We start from the raw sequence: 12,398 nt of genomic DNA on the forward strand, positions 1-12,398 counted from the left end.
GGGGACGCAGCCGGCGACGCGCCGCCACGTCGGGAACACTGCCGTCACGGCATCACCTGTCCCTTCGCGACGGGCCCCGAGGAAACATGCGTCCTGCGCTGCACCAGTTGCCTCGACGACCGGTCGCCTCTCGAGCATGCGCGGCTGGCCGCGCAGATCACAAGCCGACACGCGAACGTTCTGACCAGCGATTACGTCGTTACGGCGATGCGGTCCAACGGTGGCGGCACCAGGTTGGGGTGCGCGCCGAGGTAGCCGGTGAACGCGTCCAGGTCCTGCCCGCCGCCAGTGACGCCGGTGCCGTCCCGCAGCGCGGTGAACCCGTCCCCGCCCCCGGCCAGGAAGTTGTTCACGGTGACCCGGTAGGACGCGTCCGGCCGCACCGGCTGCCCGTTGACGGTGATGTCGGACACCTTGGATCCGACCGGGGCCGCGGCCGACCAGCGGTAGTGCAGGCTCGCCGACGGCTGCAGCACGCGCACGGTCACGCCGCCGGGCTGCGGCTGCCACTGCTGCTCCAGCACCGCCTTGAGCTGAGCGCCGGTCAGCGTCATGGTCTGCAGGATGTTGCCGAACGGCTGCACCGCGTAGGCCTCGCCGTAGGTGACCGTGCCGTCCGGCACGCCCGGCGTGCCCGAGTGGTAGGGCAGGTCGGCGCGCACCCCGCCCGGGTTCATCAGTGCGACCTGCGCACCGGCCGAGGTGGTCGCGGCAAGCTGGGCGTCGGCGATCACGTCACCGAGCGGCGACTCACCGGACGGCGCCGCGGCCCGTACCACGTCGGTGGTGACGCTGCCGACCGGCCTGTTCGCCAGCGGCGCCGCCTTCTGCGCGGCCCGATCCACCAGGGCGGCGGCGTCCGGGTCGGCCGCCACGGTGCGGGTCACGACGTCGTTGAACGCGGTGGTCCGGTCGCGGAGCACGTCCCGGGTACGGCGGTCGATCTTCAGGTCGAGCACGGAAAGCTCGCGGCCGAAGGACAGCCCCTGCAGGAACGGCCGGCGCTGCCCGGCCGGGTCGTTCACCCAGCACACGTACTGCTGGTGGCTGTGCGCGGTGAGCACCGCGTCGATCTTCGGGCTGACCTGCTCGGCGATGGCGCGGGCCGGACCGGGGTCGGTGCGGCAGTCGTCCGGGCCGCCGCCCTCGGTGTTGTCGCCCTGGTGCACCAGCAGCACGATCGTCTTCACGCCCAGCCGGTCGAGCAGGTCGGCGTAGCGGTTCGCGGTCCGCACCTCGTCGGCGAACCGCAGATCCTTGATCGCGTCCGCGGAAACCACGGTCGGGGTGTCCTTCAGCGGCTCGCCGATGAAGCCGACCGGCACGCCCTGCACCTGGCTGATCCAGAACGGCGGCAGCGCCGGAGCCCCGGACGACGCGAACGTCACGTTCGCCCCCAGGTACGGGAACCGGGCGCCGGTGTAGGGGTTGTCGAACTGGCAGCCGTCGGTGGGGTGGCAGCCGCCCCACTGGATCCGCTCCAGCTCCCGGTAGCCCTCGTCGAACTCGTGGTTGCCGACCGGCGAGGCGATCATGCCGAGTTGGTTCATCAGGTCGATGGTCGGCTCGTCGTGGAACAGCGCCGAGGTGAGCGGGGACGCGCCGATCAGATCGCCCACGCCGACGAGCATCGCGTTCGGCGCCTGCGCGCGGAGCTGCCGGACGTGGGCGGCCAGGTACGCGGCCCCGCCCGCGGCCACCCGCGACCCGTCCGCCAGCACGACCTGCCCCGAGGAGCCGGTGGGCGGCTCCAGGTTGCCGTGGAAGTCGTTGATGCCGATCAGCCGCAGGTCGATCGGCGCGGCCCCGCGCTCGCCGGCCGCCGGCGCCGCGGTCGCCGTCAGGGTGAGCGCCGCCGTGGCGGCCGCCACCACCGCGGCCGCCCGCCGCGCTAACCGTCTGGATGCACCCATGGATTCCTCCTGACCACGCCCGGTACCACCGCCGGGCTCCCGGCCGAGCAGTGTGCCGGTACGGCGGCTTCGCCTGCAGGTCAATACGGAGGGACCTCGGTGAACACGGGCTGACCTTTCCACGAGGGCATAGCCTTGGTTCGTGACAGTCGCGCAGGAGGTCGAGCCGCGCTGGCTCGACGAGGACGAGATGAGGGCCTGGCGGGCATACATCGTCGCCAGCCACATGCTGGAGTACCGGCTGCACCGCGAGTTGCAGGAGGGCCACGGGATCTCGCACGCCGACTACGAGATCCTGGTCCGGCTCTCCGAGCAGCCCGGCCACCAGATGCGGATGAGCCAGCTCGCCGTCGACGTCGCGTCGTCCAAGAGCCGGGTTTCCCACCAGGTGGCGCGGATGGAGGCGGCCGGCCTGCTCCGCAGGATCGGCTGCCCCAGCGACGGTCGCGGCGTGTTCGCGGTGCTCACCGAGAAGGGGTTCGACCAGCTCAAGCAGGCCGCTCCGACGCACGTGGAGGGCGTCCGCCGGCACTTCGTCGACCTCCTCAGCCGCGAGGAGCAGGAGGTGCTGGCCCGCGTGTTCGACCGGGTGATAACACACCTGCACGGCGACGGGGACTAGCCCGTTACCCTGCCAGCCGAGGAAGCGTGGCAGAGCGGCCGAATGCACCCGCCTTGAAAGCGGGAGACGGGCAACCGTCCGGGGGTTCGAATCCCTCCGCTTCCGCCTGCCTGACCAGACAGGATGCCGGGCGCGCCGGTAGGCCTGCCTGGTCGGACCTGGGCCGCCGCTGCCCGCTGGGCCATGTCGCCGGTTGCCTTCCCACCCACATGTTCTCTCGGCGGACGGCTCGGCCGGGTCGGGCGGCTCACCGGGCCGGTGCCCGGTGGTCGGCGAGGGCGTAGGCGACGGCATCCTCCATGTCGAAGTCCATGCCCCGCTTGACCGCCTCCTCGAACGCCCGGTCGCCGAGGGCCAGGCGGACCCCGGCTTCGCTGCGTTCCCGCGACTCCACCAGTTGGGGCGCGTTCGCCAGCGGCTCTCCCATCGTCAGCCACGTCGTCTCGGCCGCGCCCAGCAGCACGGCGGCGCGCTCGTTGGCGCCCTCCGCCACCGCCGTCCACACCAGCATGTCCAGGGCGAACGCCATGCCGAGCACGTCATGGAAGACGTGCTTGATCCGCAGGCATTCCCCAGCGAGCTCGGCCGCCTGGCGCGCCCGTCCCCGGCTCCACTCGACCAGGGCCAGCACCCACAGTGCCCAGGACCGCACCCAGGTCTCGCCGCGAGCCTCGCTGACCCGGCGCGCCTCCTGGCACAGCCGGACGGCGCCGTCCACGTCGCCGTTCCCGAGGGCGACGTAGGCCCGCATCACCTGGCCCATGGCCACGACGGCGTCGAACCGTCCCAGGGCCTGGTGCCGCCGCAGGGCCTCGCTCAGCAGCCGCTCCCCCTCGACCATCTCGCCACGGCCGGCCGCGGCCAGGCCGAGCAGCTGGGTGGCGTATGCCTGCGCCGCCTCGTCACCCAACCGCCGGGCAAGGTCCCATGACTCGCGGAACATGGCGGTGGCTTCCGGGTTGTAGCCGGAGAAGCCGGTCAGGTAGCCGTTGACCCACAGCGCCCTGGCCCGCTCCCGGGTGGGCTGGGTGTCCAGTTCGAGAGCGCGGTCGATCCAGTGGCATCCCTCGGCGACGAAACCGCAGGCAAGCCAGTAGAACCACAGCGTGGTCGCCATGCGCAGCCCCGACCGCGCCTCGACGGGTGTGGACAGGCAGTAGCTCAGCGCCGCACGCAGGTTCGCATGCTCCCGCCGCAGCCGGGTGAACCACGCCACCTGCCGCGGACCGAACCACTCCGCGTCGCCCTGCTCGGCCAGGCGCAGGTACCAGTCGCGGTGTCGGCGCCGCAACGTCGGCTCCTCACCGGTCGACCGAAGCCGCTCGAGCCCGAACTGGCGCACCGTGTCCAGCAACCGGTAGCGGACCTGCCCCTCGTACTCGTCCCGGATGAGCACGGACTTCCCGATCAACTCGCCGAGCAGATCGAGCACCGGCGCGGTGTCGATTCCGTCGCCGGCGCACACGGCCTCGGCGGCGGGCAGGTCGAACCCGCCGGCGAACACCGACACGCGTGCCCACATCCGCCGCTCGGCCTCGGTGCACAGATCGAAGCTCCAGCTCAACGCCGCCTTGAGGGACCGCTGCCTCGGCGGTTGGGTGCGCGGTCCGGGGAGCAGCAACCGGGTGTGTTCGTCCAGCCCCGCCGCCAGGCTGGTGAGCGGCAACCGGCTCAGCCGCGCGGCAGCCAGTTCGATCGCCAGCGGAATGCCGTCCAGTTGGTGACACAGCCGCGTCACGATGCCCTGGTTCTTCGGAGTAACGGCGAATCCCGGGTCCACCGCCTGCGCTCGCTGCTCGAAGAGCGTCACGGCATGGTGTTCGGAGCCGGCACCAGGCGAGTCCACCCATTCCGGGGCCGGTGCCTCGAAGGGGTGGACGTCCAGGATGTGCTCGCCGGCGACGCCGAGTGTTTGCCGGCTGGTGACGAGAATGTGCAGCTTCGGCGCCGCGTCCAGCAGGCTGGCCGCCAGCTGAGCACATTCGGCCGCGACCCGCTCGCAGTTGTCCAGCACCAGCAGCAGCCGCCTGCCGCTCAGGTATCCCCGCAGCACATCGAGCGGGTGACGGGTGGACTGGTCGCCGATCTCCAGTGCCTGAACGATCGTGTGCGCCAGCAGCGCTGGGTTCTGCAGCGGGGCGAGATCGACGAACCATATTCCGCCCGGAAACGACCGGCCCATCCCGCGGACCACCCGCAACGCCAACCGCGTCTTGCCGACGCCGCCCGGTCCGGTCAGCGTCACCAGCCTCGAGGTCGTCAGCAACCGGCGTGCGCCGGCCAACTCGGCACGGCGGTTGACGAAGGTGGTCACCTCAGCGGGAACATGATGCACCCGCGGTGCTGTGGCACCCGCCACGGCAGCCACGCTAGACCGGTCCGTGAGCCCAGGTCAACGGCGTGCTCGCCGGCACCGGGAGGACGCTCTGCCGTAGGCTGCCACGATTCAGGCAACGGCTCGGCGCCGGTCCGGACGCCGGCCGCGGCGAAGCACGCGGAAGCCCCGGTGACTCGGGGGACTGTCCGGGTCACCGGGGCTTCCTTTCTTCGCCGAACTCGACTTCGTGAGCCAAGCCCGGCCTGTTGATCTCTAGGGACGAGGCTCGACAATGACCTGTCGGGCTGGGCTCACCACCAGCCGCAGCGGCCCCAGCCGCCCCAGCCCCAGCCCCAACGGCCGCGGCCCCAGCCCCAGCCGTCCCAGCCCCAACGGCCGCGGCCCCAGCCCCAGCCGTCCCAGCCCCAGCCGCCCCAGTTCTGGCGGACGTTGCTGGTGCCGAGCTTGATGGAGTTGCTGATCATCGTGTTCCCCCCACTAATGATTGCGGATGGGCTTCCGTTCCGTCCTGGATCGGACGTACGCGACGTTACTTTCGCGGCGGGTCGGTAATCAGGGTGCGACCCGTCCCTGAGATTGGGGGCGGACTACCTGGTTTAGTGGGGCGATGGTCCTGACCGGCGCGCTGAACTGGGATGAATCTCCCAGAGATTTGCTTATCCAAATCTACCGACCATGGCAGACAATCGTGGAAAACCCACCACGAGCATCGGTTCCGACGTCCTTCCCGTGCGCTCCCAAAAAAGAGAATTCCTCGCCGGTTCGACCGATTCGCCAGATGCGTGCGGACCTGCTCCGACCAGGACGGCGACCGCGCTGCCGTGTTCCGCGCGGAACACGCGCTCGATGTCGGACCCGGCCAGCACGGGAATGCCCGGCTACCGGCCGTTGTCGTCCCGCAACGGCCGGACCTCGATCGGCAGCAGGCCGATGGCCTCGGCGAGCTTGCGTCCCCACTCCAGCGCGGCGTCGAGATCGGGCGCCTGGATGACGGTGAACCCGCCCAGATGCTCCTTGCCCTCCACGTACGGGCCGTCGGTGACCAGCACCTCGCCGCCCTTCGGCCGGAGCACGGTCGCCGTGCTCGGCGGGCACAGCCCCGCGGTGAACACCCAGGCGCCGGCCGCCCTCAGTTCCTCGTTCCACGCCGCGAGCCGCCGCATCACCGGGTCCAGCACCTCGGGCGGCGGCGGATCGCCGTCCGGCTGGTAGACGCTGAGCAGGTACTTCCTCATCCCGCACCTCCCGGAGTCCGGGGCCGACCCGCCGCCGGCCCTCACCCCCTATACGAACGCCGCCCCGGCACATCGACACGTCGACGCGTGGCTTCTCGGGCGGAGGCACAACGGCGCCCGCCGTGCCCGGCGGGCGGGGTGATCCGGGGAACGGCTTCAGAGGATGCCGGGAAGTTGGAAGGACCGGAAGGCTAACGCGGCGAACGAGCAGACCGCGGGTGTTCGGGACAGCTCGCGCCGCGGGTCGGCGAGCACCCGCAGCCGGCTGGCCACCGCCTCCGGGAGCCGGCGCATGGCTTCGTCGACCGTGCTGCCCTGGGTGGCGATGTCCAGTTCCAGGCAGTGTGCCGTGTAGCCGTCCTGCTGCCGGTAGATGGCGGCGGTGAGGGTACGCGGAGCAAGCATTACTCCACGGTAACTTGGCGCTGACCACAGTGATCGGCCAACCCGGCGAGGGGTTCGACACATCTGGCGGAACCGGCGGCCGGTGGTGTTCCCCGCGTCACGTCCGCGGCACATTCGGGTGACAGCTTGTTTACTGTTGCTAACCAGCTCCTCTGGAGAGCCGACCGGCACGCGTGCGGCGACGGCGTGGGCCGCGGGGACCGGCGCTGGCCGGGGAAGAGGGCGGATCGTGCGGAACGGGAGCGTCGGGTGACGGGACTGGAGGCCGCGGGCGTCGTACTCGCTGGCGTGTTCGCCGGGACGATCAACACGGTGGTCGGCTCCGGAACCCTGGTCACCTTCCCGGCTCTGCTGGCGGTCGGCTACCCGCCGGTGACCGCCAACGTGTCAAACTCGCTCGGCCTGGTACCCGGGTCGCTGGCCGGCGCGATCGGATACCGGCGCGAGCTGGCCGGCCAGCGGCGCCGGCTGTGGCAGCTTGGCTCCGCGTCGCTGCTCGGCGCCATCCTCGGCGCCGTGCTGCTGCTCACCCTGCCGCCGGAGGCGTTCCAGGCCATCGTGCCGGTACTGATCGGGATTGCCCTGGTACTGGTGATCATCCAGCCGTGGCTGGCCCGGCGGCTGGCACACCGGCGACTCCAGCCGCACGCGCACGCCAGCGTCGGGCTGTGGCTGGGCGTGTTCTGCACCGGCGTGTACGGCGGCTACTTCGGTGCGGCCCAAGGCGTGCTGCTGCTCGGGCTGATGGGCGTGCTGGTCAACGAGTCGCTGCAGCGGATCAACGCGGTGAAGAACGTGCTGGCGATGCTGGTGAACCTGGTCGCCGGCATCGTGTTCATCTTCATCGCACACGTCGCCTGGCTCGCCGTGCTGCTGGTCGCGGTCGGCTCGCTGATCGGCGGCTGGCTCGGCGCCCGGATCGGCCGCCGGCTGCCCCCGGTGGTGTTCCGCGCGATCATCGTGGCGGTCGGCGTCGCCGCCATCGTCAAGCTGGTGGCCAGCTAGAACGGGCTGGTGACGAGCTAGAACGCTCGCGCGGCGGCGAGGAAGGCGTCGTTCTCCTCGGGAGTGCCGATGGTCACCCGGGCGCCGTCGCCGAGGAACGCGCGGACGATCACCTTCCGCTCCAGGCAGTGCTCGTTGAACCGGTCGGTGGCCTCGCCAAGTGGCAGCCAGACGAAGTTGGCCTGGGTCTCCGGCACCTCGAACCCGGCGGCCAGCAGCTCGCCGCGGACCCGCTCGCGCTCGCCGATCACCTCGCGGCAGCGCGCCATCAGCTCGTCGTGCGCGTCCAGCGAGGCCAGCGCCGCCACCTGGGCCACCGAGTTCAGGCTGAACGGCACGTACACCCTGCGCACCGCCTCGGCCACCGGCGGCGCCGCCACACAGTAGCCGACCCGCAGCCCGGCCAGGCCGTACGCCTTGGAGAAGGTGCGCAGCACCGCGACGTTGTCCCGACGCCGGGTCAGCTCGACGCCGTCCGGCACCTCCGGGTCGGTGACGAACTCGTGGTACGCCTCGTCCAGCACCACCAGCACGTCCGGGGGCACCGCGTCGAGGAACCGGTCCAGCTCGTCCCGGCGCACCGCCGGGCCGGTCGGATTGTTCGGGCTGCACACGAAGACCAGCCGGGTGGCCGGGGTGACCGCCGCGGCCATCGCCTCCAGATCCAGCCGGTGGCCGGGGCGGAGCGCAACCCGGCGCTGCCGCGCGCCGACCACCTGGGTGATGATCGGGTACGCCTCGAACGAGCGCCAACCGAAGATCACCTCGTCGGCCTCGGTGCAGGTGGCCTGGACGAGCTGCTGGCACAGCGAGACCGAGCCGCAGCCGACGGCGATCCGGTCCGCGTCCACGTCCAGCCAGGTGGCCAGCCGGGACACCAGAGCGGCCGCCGAGTTGTCCGGGTACCGGTTGACCCCCGCCGCGGCCTGGGTGATCGCCTCCACCACGCTGGGCAGCGGGCCGGGCGAAACCTCGTTGCTGGCCAGCTTGATCGCCCCGGGGATGGTGCGGCCGGGCACGTAGCCGGGAAGCTGATCGAGGTCGGCACGGGTTCGCACGGTCATCCGGAACTCCTCGCTGGCCACGCGGTATGTGATCTCGGTGACACATCGACGGCGGTGCTGCGGTAATCTGGCACACACCCGGGGCACACACTAGCCGAGCGATCGGGCCGGACGGATGGTCCGCCCGAATGGCGGCGTTGACTCGCGTTCACCCCGGCGTGATTTGGTGACGCCATGACGACAACCCGCACCGAGACCCTCCAGCTCACCGACGGCCGCTCCCTCCGCCTCACGGTCGCCGAGCCGGACAATGCCGTGCGCGGCGGGGTTCTCGTGCTGCATGAGGCCCGTGGGGTCACCGACACCGTACGAGGCCTGGTCAGCACCCTCGCGACGGAGGGATGGATCGCCGTGGCGCCGCACCTTTACCCGGACGCGGACGTGCTGGACGAGGCCGACGGTGACGGTGTGCGCGACCGGCTGAGCAAACTTTCCGGCGAGTCGGTGCTCGCCGACACCGACGCCACCTTCGTGTGGCTCGGGCAGCGCGGCATCAGCGACGACCGGATGGGCGTGATCGGCTTCGACGCCGGCGGCACCACCGCCTTCGTGGTCGCCGCCAGCCGCACGCTCGGAGCGGCGGTGAGCGTGGGCGGCGGCGGCATTCTCTCCCCGCTTTCCGAAGGCCTACCGGCGCTGGTCGACATCGCCAAGGAACTCACCTGCCCGTGGCTCGGTGTCTACGGCGACGCCGATGAGGCGGTGCCGGTCGAGGAGGTCGAGGTGCTGCGGGAGGCGACCGCCAACGCGCCGATCGCCACCGAGGTGGTGGTGTACCCGGACACGAACCACCGCTTCGACTTCTCCCCGAAGGCCGCCGAGGACGCGTTGCAGCGCACGCTCGCCTGGCTGGACTCGCACATGCGCTGACCGGCGACGGTCCGGCGCCGCCGGTGTGCCCGGCGCACACCGGCGGCGCTCGGCGTATGTGCCGCGCGGGTGTGGCCTCGGGCGACGGCATGGGTTAGGAACGGGAACCATGACCCAGACCTCAGCCGGCAACGCGGCCGGCGCTCCCGAACTGCTGTGGCGGCCGGACCCCGACCGGGTCGACGACACCGCCATGGCCGCCTTCCGCCGCTGGTTGCGCGACCATCGCGGGCTCGACCTGCCCGACTACGACGCGCTGTGGCACTGGTCGGTGGCCGACCTGGAGGCGTTCTGGGGCGCGGTCGCGGAGTTCGCCGGGGTGCGGTTCGGCCGGCGGCCGGAGCGGGTGCTGGCCGAGGCGGCCATGCCGGGCGCGCGGTGGTTCCCCGGGGCCACGCTGAACTACGCCGAGCACGCGCTGCACCCGGTGACCGGCGGCGCCGGCGGCGACCTCGCCGTGCTCTTCCACCGCGAGGACGGCGCCGAGGAAGTCATCAGCTACGGCGAGCTGCGCGCCCGGGTGGCGGCAGCCCGTGCCGGGCTCGCCGAGTTGGGCGTGCGGGCCGGGGACCGGGTGGTGGCGCTGGCCCCGAACTGCCCGCAGACGCTGGTCGCCTTCCTCGCCGCGGCCAGCCTCGGCGCGACCTGGTCGTCCTGCTCCCCGGACTTCGGGGCAAGGGCCGTCGCCGACCGGTTCACCCAGATCGAGCCCGCCGTGCTGATCGCGGTGGACGGCTACCGGTATAACGGGCGGGCCTTCGACGTGCGGCCGACCGTGGAGCGGCTGCGCGGCGACATGCCCGGCCTGCGCGCCACCGTGCTGATCGACTACCTCGGCGAGGGCGCCACCCTGCCCGGGGCGGTCGGCTGGACGGAACTGCTGGACGCCCACGCCGACGCCACGCCGGCCTTCGAGCACGTGCCTTTCGACCACCCGCTGTGGGTGCTGTACTCCTCGGGCACCACGGGGCTGCCGAAGGGGATCGTGCAGGGCCACGGCGGGATCGTGGTGGAGCACCTGAAAATGCTCCGGCTGCACGCCGACCTCGGTCCGGGGGAGCGGTTCTTCTGGTTCACCACCACCGGCTGGATGATGTGGAACTACCTCGTCTCCGGCCTGCTGGTCGGCGCGACGATCGTGCTGTTCGACGGCAGCCCCGGCCACCCGGACCTCGGCGCGCTGTGGCGGCTGGCCGAGCGGCACCGGATCACCTACTTCGGCACCTCCGCCCCGTACATCCAGTCGTGCCTGAAGGAGGGCCTGCGGCCGGGGCACGACCTCGACCTGTCCGCGCTGCGCGCGGTCGGCTCGACCGGTGCGCCGCTGACCCCGGAGGGGTTCCGCTGGGTGGCCGAGGCGGTCGGCCGGAACGTCCAGGTGGCCAGCGTCTCCGGCGGCACCGACCTGTGCACCGCGTTCGTCGGTGCGGCACCGGACGTGCCGGTGTGGCTGGGTGAGCTGTCCTGCCGCGCGCTCGGCGCCGCCGTCGCCGCCTACGACGAGCAGGGCCGCGAGGTGGTCGACGAGGTCGGCGAGCTGGTGATCACCAGGCCGATGCCGTCGATGCCGGTGTTCTTCTGGAACGACCCGGACGGCAGCCGGCTGCGGGAGGCGTACTTCGACGCCTACCCGGGCGTGTGGCGGCACGGTGACTGGGTCCGGATCACCCCGCGCGGCTCGGCGGTGATCTACGGCCGCAGTGACTCCACCCTCAACCGGGGCGGCGTCCGCATGGGCACCAGCGAGTTCTACCGGGTGGTGGAGGGCTTCCCCGAGGTGACCGACTCGCTGGTGATCGACACCTCGGGCGCCGGCCGCACCGACGGCGAGCTGATCTGTTTCCTGGTGCTCACCCCCGGCACCGAACTCTCCGAGCTGGAACCGAAGCTGCGGGCGGAACTGCGCACCCAGCTCTCCCCCCGGCACGTGCCGAACCGGTTCGTCGTGGTGGATGAGGTGCCGAAGACGCTCAACGGGAAGAAGTGCGAGGTGCCGGTGAAGAAGATCCTCGCCGGCACGCCCCCGGACCGGGCGGTGAGCCGGGACGCGCTGCGCAACCCGGACGCGCTGCGCCCATTCGTCGAACTCGCCGCCGCGCCGGACGCCGGCTGAGCGGCGTCGGACGGCGGCCAAGCCGCGCGGTGAAATGACGCTGCGCCGGCTCCCCGTTCGCCCCTCGTCACCGCCTACTACCAGCGGTAACTCACCCGCCGATGTCCGCCGAACGGGTGTTGCCACTGCTCCGAACAGGTGCGAGTGTCGGTCTGTCCCACCGGCGACGGGGAGCAGTGCGAGGAGCACGTCGCCGCCGCGCCCGGTCGTCACGATCGGCGCGGGCATCGCGTTCCGGGGGGCGAGGCGGGGGAGGCCGGCGCGGTCGAGCCGTAACGGGTGACAAGGCCGCGCGGGGGCCTCGCCACCGGGGGCCGCGGGACGGGGGGCCAAGCGGTCCAGACGCGTGCATGGTGGGCCGCCGGAGCGGGGACGGGGCCCCGCTCCGGCACCACACTGCCGTCGGCGCCACGGCGGGTGGGGACCCGGTTTGGATCGTGGGGGACAGGCTGTGTAACCTATCGGCCAGTGGCCGCGGGTCCCGGGAGGCTTCGCCTAGTCTGGTCTATGGCGCCGCACTGCTAATGCGGTTGGGGGCTTCAACCCCCTCCCGGGTTCAAATCCCGGAGCCTCCGCCAGCATCCGGCCTTGGTCGGATGACAAGTGAACATGCGCTCGTAGCTCAACGGATAGAGCATCTGACTACGGATCAGAAGGTTGCAGGTTCGAATCCTGCCGAGCGCGCTGGACCCGAGCCACAAAGACGCAGGTCATCCATGAAGGGGTGGGGCCGGTCAAGCCTTGATGGTGCGTGGGGCAGCCCTTGTTTTGCCCGGCTTCCGGCTTGCTGGGGGCAGGCGCGCAGAAGGTGTCGGGGTCCAGGCTGGCCGTAG

At 71.6% G+C, this 12,398-nt stretch carries 10 protein-coding genes and 3 tRNA genes; 7 read left to right on the forward strand and 6 right to left on the reverse strand.

Translation table 11 applies throughout. From position 1 onward, the window contains the following. Positions 1–191: 191 nt before the first annotated feature. The gene (locus tag FFT21_RS14130; RefSeq protein ID WP_137814302.1) at positions 192–1,913 is read right to left on the reverse strand and encodes a bifunctional metallophosphatase/5'-nucleotidase; all 1,722 of its coding nucleotides are present in this window, start codon (positions 1,911–1,913) and stop codon (positions 192–194) included. Between the two features lie 190 nt (positions 1,914–2,103). Here FFT21_RS14130 and FFT21_RS14135 point away from each other — a divergent pair, with 190 nt between their 5' ends. Both FFT21_RS14135 and FFT21_RS14140 read left to right on the forward strand, forming a co-directional pair. Then, positions 2,104–2,535, forward strand: a complete 432-nt coding sequence (locus tag FFT21_RS14135) for a MarR family winged helix-turn-helix transcriptional regulator (RefSeq protein ID WP_137814331.1) — start codon at positions 2,104–2,106, stop codon at positions 2,533–2,535. A gap of 20 nt (positions 2,536–2,555) precedes the next feature. Then, positions 2,556–2,640 (forward strand) — tRNA-Ser (locus tag FFT21_RS14140). Between the two features lie 142 nt (positions 2,641–2,782). Here FFT21_RS14140 and FFT21_RS14145 read toward each other — a convergent pair. The 4 genes from FFT21_RS14145 to FFT21_RS14160 all read right to left on the reverse strand — a co-directional run bounded on the left by FFT21_RS14145 (position 2,783) and on the right by FFT21_RS14160 (position 6,513). After that, entirely contained in the window at positions 2,783–4,894 is a 2,112-nt protein-coding gene (locus FFT21_RS14145) for an ATP-binding protein (protein ID WP_192909531.1), read from the reverse strand. Between the two features lie 269 nt (positions 4,895–5,163). Then, positions 5,164–5,337 carry a hypothetical protein gene (locus FFT21_RS29165; protein WP_192909532.1) on the reverse strand — a complete coding sequence of 58 codons (174 nt, stop codon included), beginning with the start codon at positions 5,335–5,337 and terminating at the stop codon, positions 5,164–5,166. 414 nt (positions 5,338–5,751) lie between these two features. Further along, complete coding sequence (locus tag FFT21_RS14155) at positions 5,752–6,108, reverse strand: YciI family protein (protein ID WP_137814304.1); 357 nt, start codon at positions 6,106–6,108, stop codon at positions 5,752–5,754. 156 nt (positions 6,109–6,264) lie between these two features. After that, positions 6,265–6,513, reverse strand: coding sequence for a type II toxin-antitoxin system HicB family antitoxin (locus FFT21_RS14160; RefSeq protein WP_137814305.1), 249 nt, complete (start codon positions 6,511–6,513; stop codon positions 6,265–6,267). A 249-nt stretch (positions 6,514–6,762) separates the two neighbouring features. Here FFT21_RS14160 and FFT21_RS14165 point away from each other — a divergent pair, with 249 nt between their 5' ends. After that, positions 6,763–7,518: a sulfite exporter TauE/SafE family protein gene (locus FFT21_RS14165; protein ID WP_137814306.1), complete on the forward strand. Its 756-nt coding sequence runs from the start codon at positions 6,763–6,765 to the stop codon at positions 7,516–7,518. A gap of 17 nt (positions 7,519–7,535) precedes the next feature. Here the strand turns inward: FFT21_RS14165 and hisC are convergent, their stop codons facing one another. After that, complete coding sequence (hisC, locus tag FFT21_RS14170; RefSeq protein WP_137814307.1) at positions 7,536–8,582, reverse strand: histidinol-phosphate transaminase; 1,047 nt, start codon at positions 8,580–8,582, stop codon at positions 7,536–7,538. A gap of 174 nt (positions 8,583–8,756) precedes the next feature. Between hisC and FFT21_RS14175 the strand changes: the two genes are divergently transcribed. From FFT21_RS14175 to FFT21_RS14190, 4 genes are all read left to right on the forward strand, one after another. Further along, positions 8,757–9,452 (forward strand): dienelactone hydrolase family protein, encoded by a 696-nt coding sequence (locus FFT21_RS14175; protein ID WP_137814308.1) that lies wholly within the window; start codon positions 8,757–8,759, stop codon positions 9,450–9,452. Between the two features lie 109 nt (positions 9,453–9,561). Further along, the gene (locus tag FFT21_RS14180; protein ID WP_137814309.1) at positions 9,562–11,565 is read left to right on the forward strand and encodes an acetoacetate--CoA ligase; all 2,004 of its coding nucleotides are present in this window, start codon (positions 9,562–9,564) and stop codon (positions 11,563–11,565) included. A 484-nt stretch (positions 11,566–12,049) separates the two neighbouring features. Beyond that, a tRNA-Ser gene (locus tag FFT21_RS14185) sits at positions 12,050–12,143 on the forward strand. Positions 12,144–12,176: 33 nt separating this feature from the next. After that, positions 12,177–12,249: transfer RNA gene (locus tag FFT21_RS14190), tRNA-Arg, on the forward strand. Positions 12,250–12,398 lie beyond the last annotated feature (149 nt).

Source organism: Gandjariella thermophila, assembly GCF_005405885.1.
Taxonomy (GTDB): domain Bacteria; phylum Actinomycetota; class Actinomycetes; order Mycobacteriales; family Pseudonocardiaceae; genus Gandjariella; species Gandjariella thermophila.

Excerpts from the sequence above, each read along its gene's own strand:
- FFT21_RS14130 (WP_137814302.1), bottom strand. The coding sequence starts at position 1,913 with ATGGGTGCATCCAGACGGTTAGCGCGGCGGGCGGCCGCGGTGGTGGCG.
- FFT21_RS14175 (WP_137814308.1), top strand. The coding sequence starts at position 8,757 with ATGACGACAACCCGCACCGAGACCCTCCAGCTCACCGACGGCCGCTCC.
- FFT21_RS14155 (WP_137814304.1), bottom strand. The coding sequence starts at position 6,108 with ATGAGGAAGTACCTGCTCAGCGTCTACCAGCCGGACGGCGATCCGCCG.
- FFT21_RS14180 (WP_137814309.1), top strand. The coding sequence starts at position 9,562 with ATGACCCAGACCTCAGCCGGCAACGCGGCCGGCGCTCCCGAACTGCTG.
- hisC (WP_137814307.1), bottom strand. The coding sequence starts at position 8,582 with ATGACCGTGCGAACCCGTGCCGACCTCGATCAGCTTCCCGGCTACGTG.
- FFT21_RS14135 (WP_137814331.1), top strand. The coding sequence starts at position 2,104 with ATGAGGGCCTGGCGGGCATACATCGTCGCCAGCCACATGCTGGAGTAC.
- FFT21_RS14160 (WP_137814305.1), bottom strand. The coding sequence starts at position 6,513 with ATGCTTGCTCCGCGTACCCTCACCGCCGCCATCTACCGGCAGCAGGAC.
- FFT21_RS29165 (WP_192909532.1), bottom strand. The coding sequence starts at position 5,337 with ATGATCAGCAACTCCATCAAGCTCGGCACCAGCAACGTCCGCCAGAAC.